Genomic DNA, 16,579 nt, shown 5'->3' with positions numbered 1-16,579 from the left:
AAAGTAATGTGTTTACTTTTTTGCTTTAGCTTTAGTCGTCGTCTTTTTGACCGTTTTTTTGGCAGCTACTTTTTTAGTTGTCGTCTTTTTAGCGGCTGGCTTTTTAGTCTTCGCTACAGGTTCAGGCTTCTTGTATTCACGCACCTGGCTTATTTTTGTCATAATTGCTTCTACCAGCTTATCAATTACCTCATCTTCATTTTGAGTAATTTCCTCTTCAGTTGCAATTTGATCAATGCGAAAATTAGAGGCATTCAAAAACTCCGACTGCGTTTCAAAGTAAACAAATACCGGATAGTCTTTTTCTTCCTCAAAGAAATTGGCAATTTTTTTATAATTGCTGTATGGCAAGTTGATAATATTATTTTCTAAGACGAACGTGACCGGTCTTTGCCCCGTCACTTCAAGTGCAACGTGGCTTAAGGAATTATGCTTGATCGCTGCCGCAGTTTCTTTAATCATTTTAGTCGCTAGGCTTTTAACCTTGGTCTTGGACTTGCTAATATCTGCGTATTTGACAGTTTCTAAATCCTGTAAGTAGTCCTGTTGTTCAATTTTAGTAGTTAAATCAGTTAAGTTAATCTTCAAAATAAAAAAATCCTTTTATAAATTAGTTATCAGTCTTCTATACGATACTCAAATTCAGCGCCAAAAACAATTTATTTTTATTTCTTTTAAAATTATTTTTAAAGAACATTCGTTTTAAAAAAACAGGTGTTAAGGTAATCCGAATTGTCCGTTTTTACTAAAACATACTTGTTTTATCGACTTTGTGAAGTGATATAAAATAACAAAAATACCCCTAAATTTGTCAAAAAGCACGATATTTAATTATCAATACGAAAACATCATTATAGCCACTTTACAAGCGTTTTCACAAAGAATAGAATGACATTGAAACTAAAAAATTTTTTACTAAATTTTTCAAACTGAAAGGTAGACAAATATGTCAGATAAAGTTTACACAGATTATTTCTATAACTCAGATGATTTCGATAAAAATCATGGTATGGGCTATAAAGAACTTCACATCCCTGAAGGCGTTGAAGCTCAACCATTAATTGTTCCACCAGTCCTAGAGCCTGATAAACAAGAATACAACGATGTTTGGTACACCATTGAATCTCAAGAAGGCGACTTCCAATTTTTACCTGGGAAAAAGACTCATACTTGGGGCTACAACTTCCCTGTTTTAGGTAAGACGATGGTCTTGACCAAGGGTCAACATGTTCACGTAACTTTGAAGAACAGCTTGCCTGAATTAACTACTTACCACTGGCATGGTATGGAAGTTTCAGGTCCTGGTAACGATGGTGCTTGTCACTCACCTGTATACCCAGGAGAAGAAAAGCACATTGACTTCACAGTTCATCAACCAGCTGCCCTCACTTGGCTTCATGCTCACCCATGTCCATCAACTGCTGCACAAGTTTGGATGGGACTCGCAATGGGTGTTGTTGTAACTGATGCTAACGAAGCACAATTACCAATTCCTAAGACTTATGGTAAAGATGAATTCCCAATTATTTTGCAAGACCGGATTTTCCACGAAGATAATCAATTTGATTACAAGGCAGATTACAATGCAATGGGTATCTTTGGTGACACACCAGTTATTAACGGTGTTGTTCGTCCTTACGTAGATGTTACTACCCAAAAAGTTCGGTTGATTTTCTTAGGTGGATCCAACCGGCGTGAATGGCGTCTGCACTTCAGCGATGACTTGGTTATGACTCAAATCGGTGGGGATGATTCATTCTTAGAGCATCCAGTTAAGATGACTAAGGTTTTAATCGGACCAGGTGAGCGTCAACAAGTTGTGGTTGACTTCAGTAATTACAAGGAAGGCGACGTTGTTAACCTTTACACTGATGACTTTAAGTTGGTTGAATTCAGAATTCACAAGTATGAAAAAGATGACAGTGTAATTCCTGACACCTTATTCAAACCATATGATCCTGTTGTTAACCCTAATTCACCAGTTCCTCACGTAACGATGGACAACCACAACATGATTAACGGCAAGCTATTCTCCATGCAAAGAATTGACATGAAGCAAGAGTTAATGACCGCTGAATACTGGGATGTAACTAACACTAATGATAAGGTTAACGGTATGCTCCACCCATTCCATATTCACGGTGCACACTTCCTTGTTGTTTCACGTAACGGTAAGGACCCATATCCAAACGAGCAAGGTGTCTACAAAGATACTGTTGAAGTTGCCCCACAAGAAACTGTTCGTTTGAAGGTTTACTTCCAAAACACAGGTGTGTTCATGTACCACTGCCACATTATCGAACACGAAGATGCTGGTATGATGGCGCAAATCCAAATCGTTGATCCTAAGGATCCAGACAAGAAGTATGACTTAATGGACATGGAAACTTTGACTAAGGCATTTGCTGAAGAAAAAGGTATTCCAATGGACGAAGTTTACTGCCCAGGAATGGATGTTGAAGGTATGGACGTTAAGGGTGAAGATCACTCAATGGACGCACTTTCCGGCGCTAGCCACCATTAATTTAAACTTAAACTTAAACAAAGTAAAAAATCGCTCAAGTAAGAGCGGTTTTTTCTTTTACCTGCTTTAGCCTAAGCAAATCACTAAAAATCGGTTAAATTTAGAGACATTGTGAAAAACAGCTTTGCTTTTATTCTATAGCCTATGTTTAAATAGCATTATGAAAAAGAATAGAAGCAAGAACCTAGTGTTCCTGTTGCTCGGCGTATTTCTTTTAGGATTAGCCTTTGCAGTCTTTAACTCAAATGACTTCAAGGACAAATACGACTGGGTAACATTAAAGTCAGCCCAAAAATTGGATGTACCACTAGAAAATCAGTATCCTGAGTTACCTAACGGCTGTGAAGTTACTTCCTTGTCAATGCTGCTGCAATATTACGGCATCAAAGTAACTAAACTTGATCTATCAGAAAATATTAAGCATGTTGCTTCTTTTTCCAGCGACGGACAGTTTCGGGGTAATCCTCATGTGGGGTTTGTTGGTTATATGAGCCAAGCAAACGCCGGCTGGTGTGTTTATAACGAGCCGCTTGAACAAGTAGCCCGCAAATACACTAACCGTATTCAGAATTTCTCAGGACACGACTTCATCCAAGTGATGAAATTGGTATCTGATGGTCATCCGGTTTTGATTATCACAACACTCAAGTTCGATCATGTCAACGACATGCAAACTTGGCAAACCAAAGAAGGAGAAGTAAACGTCACTCCTTCATCACATGCCTGCGTAATTACTGGTTACAACAAGAAAAAACACCAAGTTCTCGTTAACGACCCATTTGGTCATAAAAACAAAGTGGTTTCTTGGCACAACCTGGAGAGAAGCTATAATCAGCAAGGTAAACAGGCGCTATATCTTAATTAAGTCAGCTATTTTACAAGATAGCGGCTTTTTTAGTGCACAAAAAAAGCAGATTCACTTAAGAATCTGCTTTTTCCAAATCGAGGCTCGTTAAAAAACAAGTGACTACTTCTGTTCACATCAGGTTGGTCAACAGCCAACACTTCCCGTGTCTGCCAGCTAAGGCGGGCGTCCTCATCCAAATACGCATCTCGCGTTTTTGTCGACTCGTATTACTTATTATACGTACTTTTATTCTGCTTGTAAAATTTTTTTATTCTGAAAAAGATTTCTACAAACATGCTTGATAGTAACATCCCTAAGGCGATTGAGCCTGTAACGATAATCACACGTAAAGCCGAGTCACTTGCCCCGTTAATATTACCGGCGGTTAACTCACGCACAGCCTGGTATGCGGGAACTCCCGGTACTAAAGGGACAATGGCCGGGATATAAAAGACAGTTGCCGGACACTTTTTTATTCGGGCAAAGACAATTCCTAAAATGCCAATCGCAAATGAACCCAGCAGATTAGACAATAGCCGGCCCATTGAGGCCTCCATCGCTAACCAGTAAATAATCCAGCTAATGACCCCACTAATTCCCGCCAGGTTAAGCACGCGGCGCGGAACATTAATAGTTAGGGCAAAGCCTGCTGAGGCAAGATAGGCAAAAATGATGTTAATAATTAATTCTAACCAAAATGGCATTTTATGCTCCTAAAAACTTCAAAATAATCCCAACGCCGCCGCCAAGGGCAAAGGCGGTTAACATTGCTTCACAAATCTTGCCCATTCCTGATAACAAGTCGCCCTTAAACAAGTCACGCAAGGCATTAGTTAATGCTAAGCCTGGGACCAATGGCATCAAAGCCCCGGTAAGAATATTATCAATAATCATTGCGGGAAACAGACGAACTAACCCCACCGTGACAATCGTCATAATCATTGCTGCCACCAATTCAGCTAAATATTTGACTTTCGTAAAGCGTTTAAAATAATAAAACGAAACAAAGCCGATAGCACCAACTACTGCCGCAGCGGGAAAATCAACCCAATCATAGTTGTCCATAAACATTACCATTAGCGTTGCACTTAAAATGCCGGCGCCAATTGTTTGTAACCATAATGGAAAAACTGGGAATCCACCGTGAGCAATTTTAAATACTTGGCTTTTAACTTGGCGTAAGGTAATTTCACGCGCTGCAAAAGCCCGTGACAGCGAATTAATCCGATCTACCAACTCTAGGTTAATATTCCGCTCATGAACCAAAATGCTTTGGCAATAGTTGCCGTGATCAATGCTCATAAAGATCCCCGTTGGCATTACAAACACCCGCGGATCTGACTCGCCAGCGCTTTTAGCAATGCGCACCATCGTGTCTTCGACCCGGTACATCTCACTGCCGCCTTCAATCATTAGCTGGCCTGCTGTCAGGCAAGTATCAAGCAATTCTTGGTAAAATAATTTATCTTTCTGTCCAGGCATAATTTCCTCAAAGTTTATTCATTGTCTCAATATCAATTGTTTTATCAACCCAGTCACCCTGGAAAAAGTCGCGCTCGTGGCTAACGATAATTACGCTGCCGGGAAACTTAACAATTGCTTGCCGCAACGCATCTTTTGAATCACGGTCAAGGTGATTGGTTGGCTCATCAAGAAAGAGTAAATTGGCCGGTTCAAACTGCATTTTAGTCAATTTCACTTTTTCCTGTTCGCCCCCGGATAATTTTTTCAAAGGACTCATCGCCTGCTGGGCGGTCACACCCAACCGAGCCAAGGCGCCACGCAGTTCCTTAGGCTTAATGCGTTCAAAGATTTCTTGCAAGTATTGCAGTGGCGTCATATTTTGGTTAGGCCAAGCTAGGTCCTGCTTAAAGTAGGCAATTTTGGCAGTTTCAGATAAAGCAAATGTCCCAAAAATCGGTTCAATCTGTCCCAGCAATGTTTTTAGCAAAGTCGTTTTGCCAATGCCGTTAAAACCAGTAATTGCCACTTTTTCATTGCCACCGACCGAGAAATTAAAGGCTTCTTTCACCAACGCGTGGTCATATCCGATTACCAAGTCTTGCGTCTGCAATAACAAGTTGGCAGCTGTTGCCACATAAGGAAATTCAAAATGCGGTTTGTGATTGCCCTTAGGTGGAGCTAAAACATCCATTCTGGCAAGTTGCCGCTCACGTGACTTAGCACTCTTAGAGCGCGTTCCCGCCTTATTTTTCCGAATATATGCTTCTTCCTTAGCAATCTTGCGTTGCTGATTAGTGTAAGCCTTCAGATAAGTTTCTCGGTTGGCTTCTTTTTGCCGCATTGCCTGCTTAAGAGTTCCAGTATAACGGGTAATTGTGCCAACATCAATATCAATAATGCAGTTCGCTATTTTGCCCAAGAAATCATAGTCATGACTAACTACTATAAAAGCGCCGGTAAAGTCATTTAGGTAGCCGACCAGCCAGTCAATATGGGAAACATCCAAATAGTTAGTTGGCTCATCCAGCAGCAATACATCAGGACTTTGTAATAATAATTTGGCTAAAATAATTTTTGATCTTTGTCCACCGGACAATTGACTGACGTCATGATCATAACCCAATTCTGCTAGCCCCAGTCCCGAAGCAACCCGTTCAATTTCCGTATCTATGCCGTAAAAGTTATTCTCTTCCAGGTATGTTTGCAGTTTCCCCGCCCTTTCGAGCATTTCTGCGTCGCCCTTTTCCGCATATTGATTGTAAAGGGCGCTCAACTCATGTTCTTTTTGGTATAGCAGTGCAAATGCTGTCCGCAGAAATTCACGAATCGTAACACCTGGAGCTAACTTAGCGTATTGATCAAGGTAGCCTACTGTTACCCGATTTTGCCATTTTACTTGACCTTCATCCGGTAACATCTCACCAGTCAAAATCTTAATTAAGGTTGATTTACCAACCCCATTTTGACCAGTGACTCCCATATGATCTTCCTTATTAAGAACAAAATTGCCATTCTCATACAAAGTTTTATCCACGAAACTTTGTCCTAAATTCTTAACTTGCAGTAAACTCATTTTACATCTCCCTCAAATTAATTATCTGTCTGCCAGTATCCAAGCAAGTTGCCTTTTTGCTCATCATCTTAAGTTGCTAATACGCGCAATCAAAAAGGCGGGCGTTTTGCCCACCTTTTTACTTTCTTTCTTGTTCATATTTTTGCAAGGCTTCCAATATTTTAGGCCAATAACGCTTAGGCAAAATTAATTGCAATTTATCGTGATAAATTGGAAAATCACTTGCTTTCATTCCGGTAATTTCAGCCAAATCTTGATCAGATAACTTATATTCACGCGCAATCCGTTTAATTTCAACAGAAGCGTGCCCCCGAAACCATGAAAGAGCAAAGAAAAATAAGGCAAAAACACTAGCGGCCAAAATAGCGGCCGGTAAAGTCCAGTGAAATGTGCGCAAGCAAATAGCCGACGCGGCAATAAAGGCAACAAGTGCTGAAATTACGCCATAAATGACTGCGAATACTGATTGCCCACGCATATTTTTTTGCCTCCTTTGCTATCAATAACTACTGACCAGTTGAATTGTCATCACTGGTATCCGTTCCAGTTGAATTATTGTCTGATTCATCTGTCACGACTGAATGATAAATTTGGTAATTAGTAAAGGGATTAGGATCCTTCCACTTAATATTATTATTCTGCTCATTTAACTTATTGAGCTTAGTTTCATCATTATCCAATACTTTCTTTTCCAAGTCAAGATTGGTCCGGATTTTGTCAGATGCCTTCTGCAGTTCCGCGGTCGAAACGACTTGGATCGATGATCCATTAATCCACGCATCGTGTCCTTGAATATAACCGCTATCGATATTTTGCGAACAGCCGCGATATGTCAATGCCAAAGCCAACATATCATTGAATGTCAGGTTGGTCCGAACATACTTGGTAAAGATTTTTACTAAATTACGGTAATTAGCAATTGAATCAACCGAGATTGCTTTGTGGACAACCGCGTTAATTACTTGCCGCTGACGCATTTGCCGCCCATAATCTCCGCGGGGATCATCGTGACGCATCCGAACATAAGCAACTGCATGCCGACCATTTAAATGCTGCTTTCCCTTATGAAAATCACACCAGTCATAAGAAAAGTCAAACGGTACGTTAACATCGACACCGCCAACAGCATTAACGAGACTTTTGAGTGCCTTCATATTCACTTCAACATAATAATTAATCGGAACATCCAGTAATGCGGAAACTGTTCGCATCGACGCCTTGCTTCCGCCTATTCCGTAGGCAGAATTGACCCGAAACATGTTGTACTTATCTCCCGGATCGCCTAGAATATTAGCCAAGGTATCACGCGGAATCGAGGTCATTGTTGCCTTATTTTTACCAGGATTAGCGGTAGCCAAAATTAACGTATCTGAATTTCCCCTATCATGACGACCCTCAAGTCCTTGATCAACGCCAAGAATTAAAATTGAAATTGGTTTTCTCTGGGCAATTAACGCAGAAGTAGCAGAATTGCCACTTTGACCATCAATTGCACTGTGTAAAGCGAAATACATGTGAGCAGCCCATGCCAGGCCGCAGCTTACGCATAAAACGAGTACAATACCGCAAACTCGGGCAAAAAGATTGCCTTTTAGTGCCCCAGTCGGAGCCGCTAAAACATGATTACGGTGAAGATTAAGGGAAGAGCGCTTTTTACGGTAATCTTCTCTCCGTTTTGAATTTGGTTCCATACCTTGATTCAATTCCTTCCATAATTATCCATGTTTATTTGTATCACTTTCAAACTTGAATTAGAATATTAACAAATATAATTAATAATATCTTATTTTTTAGTTTTTAGCATAATTATTATTAAGCATATAAAAATAAAAGGAGAACTGTTAATGGCTATTCCCAAAAGAAATGAAGTCCCTGAAGAACTCAAGTGGGATCTAACCCGGATCTTTAAAACGGATAAAGACTGGGAAATCGCATACAATCAAGTTAAAAATGATGTTCAGAGTCTAAGTAATTTAAAGGAAAAATTCACTGAATCAGGGCATAAATTATATGAAGGTTTAAACAAGATTTTGACTGTTAGTCGGAATTTAGAAAAGGTTTATGTCTATGCAACCATGTCTAGCGATGTCGACACCAGTAATGCCCACTATCTCGGATATGTGGCCCAAGTGCAGGCACTTACCAGTCAGTTCGAAGCGGCTATTGCTTTCCTCAATCCCGCAATTCTCCAAGTTCCCGAAGAAAAAATGGCACAGTTTAAGAGTGAAGAGCCACGACTAAATGACTACGCCCACATGCTGGAACAGATCACACGTAAAAGGCCGCACACGCTATCAGCCCAGGAAGAACGACTAATTGCCGATGCTGGCGACGCGCTAAGTACTTCCGAAAACACCTATAATGTGTTAACCAATTCCGACATGGAATATGGTTATGTACAAAATGAAGATGGTGAAATGGTGCAATTGTCCGACGGCCTCTATTCCCTACTCATTCAGTCCCAAGACCGGGAAGTTCGTCAAAACGCTTTTGATGTTATGTATGCAACTTATGATCAATTTAAAAACTCACTTGCTTCTACCCTTTCTGGTGAAGTTAAGGAACATAACTATAACGCGCGGGTTCACCACTATGATTCGGCTAAAAATGCTGCGTTAGATGAAAATGGTATCCCCACAATTGTGTATGATACTTTAATTACTGAGGTTGACCAACACCTTGATTTACTACACGAATACGTAAATTTGCGAAAGCAAATCTTGGGCTTAAACGACTTACAAATGTGGGACATGTATGTTCCCTTAACCGGTAAGCCATCATTGAGCTATACTTTTGCGGAAGCCAAGGAGGAAGCTAAAAAAGCTTTGCGCCCTCTTGGTGAAGACTATTTGAAGCAAGTTGATTACATCTTTAATAATCGGGTAATTGACGTAGTTGAATCACAGAATAAGGCAACAGGAGCATATTCCGGTGGCTCTTATGATACAGACGCTTATGAGTTACTCAATTGGGAAAATAATGTTGATTCCCTCTATACGCTAGTGCACGAAACTGGTCACTCTGTCCACAGCATGTACACAAGACAGACGCAGCCATACGTTTATGGTGATTACCCAATTTTTGTTGCCGAAATTGCCTCTACAACTAACGAAAACATTTTAACTGAATATTTCTTAGATCATATCACTGATTCCAAGACGCGGGCATTTGTCCTTAATTATTACCTTGATTCATTTAAAGGTACGTTATACCGGCAAACACAGTTTGCAGAATTTGAGCAATTTATTCATGAAATGGATGCCAAGGGCGAACCTTTGACAGCAGACCGGTTAGATGACTTTTATGGTGAACTAAACCAGCGTTATTACGGGGACGCGGTAGAACCAGGCGGTGAAATTGCCAAAGAATGGGCACGGATTCCGCACTTCTACTATAACTTCTACGTTTACCAATATGCTACGGGGTTTGCGGCTGCTACTGCTCTTGCCAATAACGTGGTTCACGGCAGCAGCGACCAAAAAGAGGCCTACCTCAATTTCTTAAAATCCGGTTCAAGCGATTACCCGGTCGAAATTATGAAACGGGCGGGCGTTGACATGACTAAGCCTGACTATCTGGAAGAAGCTTTCACAACTTTTGCACAACGCTTAACTGAATTTAAAACAATTGTGACAAAAAATCTTAAATAACCCTTGAAATTTTGCCATGTAAATAATATAACAAATATGGAAATAAAATTTCTCACATCAAAAAACCACTTCTTTGAATAAGAAGTGGTTTTTCTATAGTTAAAATTATTGGTATTCGGTCCAAAAGCGTTTGGCCAAAGCTTGGTATAATTGACATCCCAATAAATAATCATCTACTGCAACATATTCATTTGGTTGATGATCGGTTGTCCCCGCTGCTGGTCCTAAAATGATGATTGGAAAAGTGCCAGCTTGAATATATTCAGATGAATCCGTTGCACCTGTTCCCGCCGTATACTCACATGGCAAATTAAATTCTTGGTTAACAACCTGTTTGGCTAATCTTGCCAGTTTCGTATTTTCTTGGTTAGGCAGCGGCACTTCAGGAAAGCTATAGCTAATTTTCAGCTGTGCACCCTGCTCATTTAATTGCGCTACAATCTGTTCTAATTCTTGGTATATCTGCTCATTAGGATAAACCGGTGTTGTCCTGATATTGCCTGAAAGCCAAGCATGATCAGGAACCGAGTTAATCTGACTGCCACCTTGAATCTGACTGATTACATGGGTCAAAGATCCTAAGACTGGATCCTTTTTTGTATGACTAGCCATTAAGTCCTGTGCCTTTTGGGCAAAAGCAATCAGCGGCATAATCGCATTTTGACCTTTTTCTGGTGTCGATGAATGAACACAAACTCCCTTTGAAGTCACGTAATAATCGATTACACCCTTATGAGTTACCCGGATATTAAAGTGCGAGGGTTCACCAACAATTAGACCAGCTAAATCTTTAGCATAGCCTTCTTTGACTAATTGCGCTGCCCCGTATTCGCCGGTTTCCTCCCCAACAGAAGCTAATAAGCGAATTCGGCCAGGCAGCTCTTGCCCACTGTCTAACAAATCAAGCATTGCAACCACCATTGCCGCAAGGCCGGATTTCATATCGCTTGCGCCCCGACCATAGAGCTTGCCATCTTTAATTGTCGCTTCAAACGGCGGAAACTGCCAATTTGCCAAATCACCAGCTGACACAACATCCTCATGCCCGGAAAAGCCGAGCAATGGACCATGGTTTCCCATTGTCACAATTAAATTGTCTCGTCCGGGTGCATAAGTGACACGTTCAATGTTAACAGGATAATTTTTAAATAAGTTCGTCAGATAATCAGCAACTAGACTTTCATGATCATTGGCCGAATCAATCGCAATTAAATCGCTCAGGATTCTAAGTGCACGTTTTTTATCCACAATTTTATCCTCTTTTTATGCTTCTAGTACTTTTGCCAAAAATTCCTGTGCCCGCTTGGTCTTTGGTTGGGCAAAAAATTCTTGTGGTGCCGCCTTTTCTTGTACATAGCCGTCTGCCATGAACCAAACTTCATCGGCAACGTTTTTGGCAAAGCCCATCTCGTGAGTGACCACCACCATGGTCATCCCTTTTTGTGCTAAATCTTGCATTACTTTCAATACTTCGCCGACCATTTCTGGATCAAGAGCCGAAGTTGGTTCATCAAACAGCATCACTTCTGGATCCATAGCTAATGCCCGTGCAATCGCCACCCGCTGCTGCTGACCACCAGATAAGCTTGCTGGAAATGCTTCAGCTTTATCTTCCAGCCCAACTTGTTTGAGCAGTTCAATGCCCTTAGCCGTTGCTTCCTCATCGCTAAGCTTTTTGACTTTCATTGGCGCCAATTTGATATTTTCAATAATATTCATATGTGGAAATAAGTTGAATTGTTGAAAAACCATTCCCATTTTTTCACGTAAAGTATCTAGTTGATCCTCACTTAAGGCGGTTAGTTCTTGCCCGTTAAACAGTACTTTGCCGGAAGTCGGCTCGTCTAAAAGATTAAGACAGCGTAAAAAGGTACTTTTTCCCGCGCCACTTGGACCAACCAAGCAAATCACCTGGCCATCATCAACTTCTGCGTTGATATCCTTTAAAACTTCATTATGACCGAATGTCTTTTTCAAATGTTCTACTTCAATAACTGGGGCCTTGTTAGTCATGATTCATTTTCCTTTCAAATACTTTCATCAAGCTGGACAGGCCAAAGGTGATGATAAAGTACAAAATCATTGTAATTACTAATGGCATGACTCCACGATAAGTATCAGCCTGAACAATTCTTGACTGGTAAATCAGGTCTTTAACACCAATAACAGAAACAATTGAACTTTCCTTAATCAAGGAAACGAACTCGTTTCCCAGAGCAGGCCAAATATTTTTCATAGCCTGCGGCATAATTACATAGCGCATCGTTGCCGAGCGTGACAGTCCTAATGAACGTGAGGCTTCTGTCTGCCCTGTTGCAATTGAATTTATTCCTGACCGAATAACCTCCGCAACGTAAGCCGCCGAGTTCAGCGAAACAGCAATGATTCCTGACAAAAGTGCCGGAATATTGACTACTAAACCTAGGCCAAAATAGATAAAGAGCAGTTGGACCATTAAAGGCGTTCCCCGCACAAATTCAATATATGCCGTTGCAATTGAATGAGCAATTTCATTATGGCTTAACCGCATTAAAGCCAAAATTGCTCCTAGTAAAAAGCCAAAAATGACTGAGATTGCTGAAATAAACAGGGTATAGCCAACACCAGCAATAAAGAAGTCTTTATATGCCCACATTGAGTTCGAAGCCTTAGCCTCTTTTTTAGTTTTTCCACCTGCTAGGTATTTACCGGCTTTTGGTAAATAAACCTTGTTAATCAAATCCTTCTTTTTAATCTCAGCAATCGATTTATTTGCCGCTTTGACTAAACTTGTAGCACCTTTATGAAAAGCTACGGCAGAACCATCAGAAGTTATCTTTAATCCTGAAGGAATCGCCATGATGCCATCCGTATTTTTGGCAAAAGCAGCTGCAGTGGCGGTATCAACTGCCACCGCATCGAACTTATTGGTTTTCAAAGCTAAGATAAGATCACTGTCTTTATCCATCGTTTTCAGTTTAGTCTGTTTTGCTTGCTCCTTAATCAGAGTTGCCTGCAAACTGCCAGTCTGAGCACCGATTGCCTTGCCTTTAAAAGAACGGAAGTCATGGTACTTATCTTTATCAGCCTTTCTAATCAGTAAATCTTGTCCGCTTCTATAATAAGCCGTACTAAAATCTACACTCTGAGCCCGCTTAGGTGTTGCGGTCATCCCAGAAATGACCATATCGATCTTGCCAGTTTCCAGGGCAACAAGTAAGGAATCAAAATCCATTGTCCGAACAACTAATTTGACCCCTAAATCGTGGGCAATTTTTTGCCCAACCTCAATATCCATCCCGACTACCTTAGACTTGCCATTAATATTTTTGACAAATTCATAGGGAGGAAAGTCTGGACTGGTTCCCATAACCAGCTCGCCCTTATTTTTTACTTTTTTCAGGTAAGTATCCGTTATTTTAGTGGTTTGAGTGTCTTTGGCAGCTACTGTTTTTTGCGGCACCAAGGCCAACAACATGAACGCTGCGAGGACTATTTCAAGCCATTTCCACGCCTTTTTCATAACTTTTCCTCCATTATCAGCTTTTACATTATAGCAATTATAATAATATAAATATTAAATTACAACGTCATATTTGACTTTTTTTCTCATTTTTGGTAATCAAAATAAAAAATGTTCTGCTTACTAACCTTGTTAGATCGTAAATGCAGAACATTTTCGTTAATAATATTTAAAATTCTATTCTTGAGAAGCACCAGAAACAGCATCGGTTGCTGAATCCTCTTCTTTTAGCTGATTATCATTAGTTACAGGATACGGGGTAATTCTTGACGGATCAGTATTTGACTTCAAGTTATCAGCAGTATAGTTGAAATGTGTCAACCGTGCATGCTTAATATCTGCAATCGTCTTGCAGCCAGTCAATTGCATATCAATTAACAATTCCTGGTTAAGCTGTTCAATCACTGATTGAACGCCCTTTGCTCCGCCAAGTGCCAAGCCGTATAGATATGGGCGACCAATTCCGACCAAATCAGCACCAAGGGCTAAAGCCTTGAAGACATGCGAACCGCGCCGTACGCCTGAATCAAAGATGATTGGTACACGGTGGTCAACTGCCTTAGCAATTTCTGGCAACATGTCGATTGTTGCTGGACCACAGTCAATTTCACGGCCACCATGATTAGTTACGTAAATTCCGTCAGCACCAGCACCCATTGCTAAGAAGGCATCTTCAGCACAAACAACACCTTTAACAAAGACAGGCAAGCCTGACATTTCCTTAATCCGCTTAATATCTTCTGGGCCAATCTTTTGTGCCGAAGAAGCGTACATTTGCGCAACAGTTTGACCTTCACCCTTTGCGCCTTGATAGCGGGTAAAGAAATCTAGTGGAACTGGATAAGCAAATTTAGTTCTTAAGTTAGCTTCACGAAAACCGGAAACAAGAGCATCAACAGTTAATAAAATACCAGAATAACCAGCTTTTTTAACTGCATCAAAGACCATCTTATTGAAATCCCAGTCCTTACTTAAGTAAAGTTGGAAAAATCTTGGTGCATTGGGAGCTGCAGCCGCAATATCTTCAACACTCTTGTTTGCATAAGTACTTGATGTAAATAAAGCACCAGCCGCAGCCGCACCCTTTTGTGTAGCAACTTCAGCATCCTTATGTGCAATACCGTGGCAGGCTATTGGTGAAATCATTACTGGCGTTTTAAGCTTCATTCCCATAAATTCGGTATCAAGTTGCGGACTATCCATGTTAGTCAACGCACGAGGCACAATTTGGAAATGATTAAACGCAGCAGTATTATTACGCCATGTCCACTCATTCTCCGAGCCAGAGGCAATATAATAATAAGCTCCTTCTGGCATGACCTCTTTTGCACGCTCCTCAAGTTCATCGAGGTTAATCATGTTTATTGCTTCGTCCCGATCACTTTGAGGAAATCCATTATAATATGATGTCATTGATAAGACTCCTTTGTTTCAAAACTATCTCCTTCTATTATACATGCAAATGCTTACAATAGTTAGTGAATTTCAAAAAAGAATGTTATTTTATTGTGCCTTTCACCCAGCTATTTTTTCACAAACAAAAAAGAAACCTGCTTGCGCAAATTTCTTTTTACTATTTTATAGGCTGCGTCTAATTAAATGTATGAAATAAGTAACAAGATAAATTACAACCTCAATTACGGCAATGAAAAAGGTAACTGGTAAATTGGTAATAAAGCCAAGATATAACCCTAGCCACACACCAACAAGAGCAAAGAAGACAGACCAGGCAATCATTGCGCCAACTGTCTTACCCAGGTAATTAGCCGTAGCTGGTGGCAAAGTCAGTAGAATAAAAACTAATAATGAACCAACAATTTGTGCACCAATTGATACAGACATTGCTAAGGCAATTAAAAATACCAGACTAACCCAGCCAGTTTTAACCCCATGCGCCAGTGCGCCAATATGATCAAATGAATCAAAATTAAGCTGCTTTTGCATACCAAAAATCATTAATAACACAATGATGGATAAAATAACCAGTTGAACTACGCCGTGCTTATCAACACCGATTATGCTGCCAAACAAAATATTAGTAGCATAATTACTATTAGCACCGGAAATGGCCAGGAATAATACCCCTAGCCCCGTGAACAAGGCAGAAATCGCACTAATTGACGATTCTTTTTGCTCACTGTGCAGTGATAATTCACCAACACTGATTGAACCAAGAAGGGTAAATAATAACATGCCCCATAACGGTCCAATCCCGCACCAGACAGCAAAGGCTGCTCCGGCAAAGCCGATTTCTGATAAGGTATGCGCTAAAAAGCTAAAGTTGCGGGCAACCACATAAACCCCTACGGTACCACAGGTAATCGCAATAAAAGTACTAGCCAAGAAGGCATTGCGCATAAAGTCATATGCAAACATTATTCATAGGCCTCCTTGAAATTCGCCATTTCCCCCTGCTCAATTTTTTGGTGGTTCAAATACAGGTAGTCCTGCATATATTTTTCCGCCAACGGGATATCATGCGTTACAAATAAAACCGTTATTTTGTGTTTTTCATTTAAGTGCTTAATCAACCGCATGAGTTCATCCTTAGCGACTGGATCTAAGCTGGCAGTAGCCTCATCCAAAATAATTACATTTGGACTATCAAGAAGCGCTTGGGCTAGATAAGCACGCTGCTTTTGTCCGCCTGAAGCTTCACCCATCCGCGTATTCCTAATATCGTATAAGTTTGTTTCCTGCAGCTGGGCTTTAATAATTTTCTTTACCTTGCCCGTCTTAATTAAAGGTGCATTTAAACCAATAAAAGCGGCAATTGATAGCGGGTATTCCGCATCAATATTACGAAACTGGGGAACATAGCCTAAGCGAACACCATCCGCAAATTCAAATGAACCGCTTGACGGTACGAGCATTTTCATTAAAACATTGATTAACGTTGTCTTACCAGTACCATTGGGACCTAAGAGCGCAGTCATCGACCCTTTTTTTAGTTTAAAATTCAAATTTTCAAAAACGGTCTTTTTGTCAAACCTCATTGAGAGATTATTAACTGTTAAAA

General features: G+C 40.5%; 15 protein-coding genes. 3 read left to right on the top strand and 12 right to left on the bottom strand.

The features are described 5' to 3' along the window. Positions 1–12 precede the first annotated feature (12 nt). Positions 13–588 (bottom strand): hypothetical protein, encoded by a 576-nt coding sequence (locus tag J3U69_RS09625; protein ID WP_267413905.1) that lies wholly within the window; start codon positions 586–588, stop codon positions 13–15. A gap of 358 nt (positions 589–946) precedes the next feature. Here J3U69_RS09625 and J3U69_RS09620 point away from each other — a divergent pair, with 358 nt between their 5' ends. Both J3U69_RS09620 and J3U69_RS09615 read left to right on the top strand, forming a co-directional pair. Then, positions 947–2,524 carry a multicopper oxidase family protein gene (locus tag J3U69_RS09620; protein WP_103752949.1) on the top strand — a complete coding sequence of 526 codons (1,578 nt, stop codon included), beginning with the start codon at positions 947–949 and terminating at the stop codon, positions 2,522–2,524. A 160-nt stretch (positions 2,525–2,684) separates the two neighbouring features. Next, positions 2,685–3,389 (top strand): C39 family peptidase, encoded by a 705-nt coding sequence (locus J3U69_RS09615; RefSeq protein WP_103752950.1) that lies wholly within the window; start codon positions 2,685–2,687, stop codon positions 3,387–3,389. A 209-nt stretch (positions 3,390–3,598) separates the two neighbouring features. On the opposite strand, the gene J3U69_RS09610 is transcribed toward J3U69_RS09615, so the two are convergent. From J3U69_RS09610 to J3U69_RS09590, 5 genes are all read right to left on the bottom strand, one after another. Next, entirely contained in the window at positions 3,599–4,075 is a 477-nt protein-coding gene (locus J3U69_RS09610) for a threonine/serine exporter family protein (protein ID WP_103752951.1), read from the bottom strand. Position 4,076: 1 nt separating this feature from the next. Continuing rightward, positions 4,077–4,853 carry a threonine/serine exporter family protein gene (locus J3U69_RS09605; protein ID WP_267413904.1) on the bottom strand — a complete coding sequence of 259 codons (777 nt, stop codon included), beginning with the start codon at positions 4,851–4,853 and terminating at the stop codon, positions 4,077–4,079. A 7-nt stretch (positions 4,854–4,860) separates the two neighbouring features. Next, a complete protein-coding gene (locus J3U69_RS09600; protein WP_267413903.1) occupies positions 4,861–6,408 on the bottom strand; it encodes an ABC-F family ATP-binding cassette domain-containing protein in 1,548 nt (515 codons plus the stop codon). A 118-nt stretch (positions 6,409–6,526) separates the two neighbouring features. Then, positions 6,527–6,886, bottom strand: coding sequence for a hypothetical protein (locus J3U69_RS09595; RefSeq protein WP_103752954.1), 360 nt, complete (start codon positions 6,884–6,886; stop codon positions 6,527–6,529). A 28-nt stretch (positions 6,887–6,914) separates the two neighbouring features. Next, the gene (locus J3U69_RS09590; RefSeq protein ID WP_267413902.1) at positions 6,915–8,099 is read right to left on the bottom strand and encodes an LCP family protein; all 1,185 of its coding nucleotides are present in this window, start codon (positions 8,097–8,099) and stop codon (positions 6,915–6,917) included. A gap of 153 nt (positions 8,100–8,252) precedes the next feature. Here J3U69_RS09590 and pepF point away from each other — a divergent pair, with 153 nt between their 5' ends. Then, the gene (gene pepF / locus J3U69_RS09585; protein WP_267413901.1) at positions 8,253–10,058 is read left to right on the top strand and encodes an oligoendopeptidase F; all 1,806 of its coding nucleotides are present in this window, start codon (positions 8,253–8,255) and stop codon (positions 10,056–10,058) included. 105 nt (positions 10,059–10,163) lie between these two features. Here the strand turns inward: pepF and J3U69_RS09580 are convergent, their stop codons facing one another. The 6 genes from J3U69_RS09580 to J3U69_RS09555 all read right to left on the bottom strand — a co-directional run bounded on the left by J3U69_RS09580 (position 10,164) and on the right by J3U69_RS09555 (position 16,556). Then, positions 10,164–11,306, bottom strand: coding sequence for an ArgE/DapE family deacylase (locus J3U69_RS09580; RefSeq protein WP_267413900.1), 1,143 nt, complete (start codon positions 11,304–11,306; stop codon positions 10,164–10,166). Positions 11,307–11,321: 15 nt separating this feature from the next. Continuing rightward, on the bottom strand, positions 11,322–12,071 hold the full coding sequence (locus J3U69_RS09575) for an amino acid ABC transporter ATP-binding protein (protein WP_220220204.1): 750 nt from the start codon (positions 12,069–12,071) through the stop codon (positions 11,322–11,324). Then, positions 12,064–13,560 (bottom strand): ABC transporter substrate-binding protein/permease, encoded by a 1,497-nt coding sequence (locus tag J3U69_RS09570; RefSeq protein WP_220220205.1) that lies wholly within the window; start codon positions 13,558–13,560, stop codon positions 12,064–12,066. The genes J3U69_RS09575 and J3U69_RS09570 overlap by 8 nt, the downstream gene beginning before the upstream one ends. 177 nt (positions 13,561–13,737) lie before the next feature. Then, positions 13,738–14,973 carry a lactate oxidase gene (locus J3U69_RS09565; protein ID WP_103752960.1) on the bottom strand — a complete coding sequence of 412 codons (1,236 nt, stop codon included), beginning with the start codon at positions 14,971–14,973 and terminating at the stop codon, positions 13,738–13,740. 165 nt (positions 14,974–15,138) lie between these two features. After that, positions 15,139–15,936 (bottom strand): metal ABC transporter permease, encoded by a 798-nt coding sequence (locus J3U69_RS09560; protein WP_267413898.1) that lies wholly within the window; start codon positions 15,934–15,936, stop codon positions 15,139–15,141. Beyond that, positions 15,936–16,556 (bottom strand): metal ABC transporter ATP-binding protein, encoded by a 621-nt coding sequence (locus J3U69_RS09555; RefSeq protein WP_220221210.1) that lies wholly within the window; start codon positions 16,554–16,556, stop codon positions 15,936–15,938. Before J3U69_RS09555 ends, J3U69_RS09560 begins: the two co-directional genes overlap by 1 nt. Positions 16,557–16,579 lie beyond the last annotated feature (23 nt).

The organism is Lactobacillus sp. B4026, from assembly GCF_026535825.1.
Taxonomy (GTDB): domain Bacteria; phylum Bacillota; class Bacilli; order Lactobacillales; family Lactobacillaceae; genus Lactobacillus; species Lactobacillus panisapium.
Note: the sequence above shows the minus strand (reverse complement) of the source record. Positions and strands in the feature narration are given on the sequence as shown.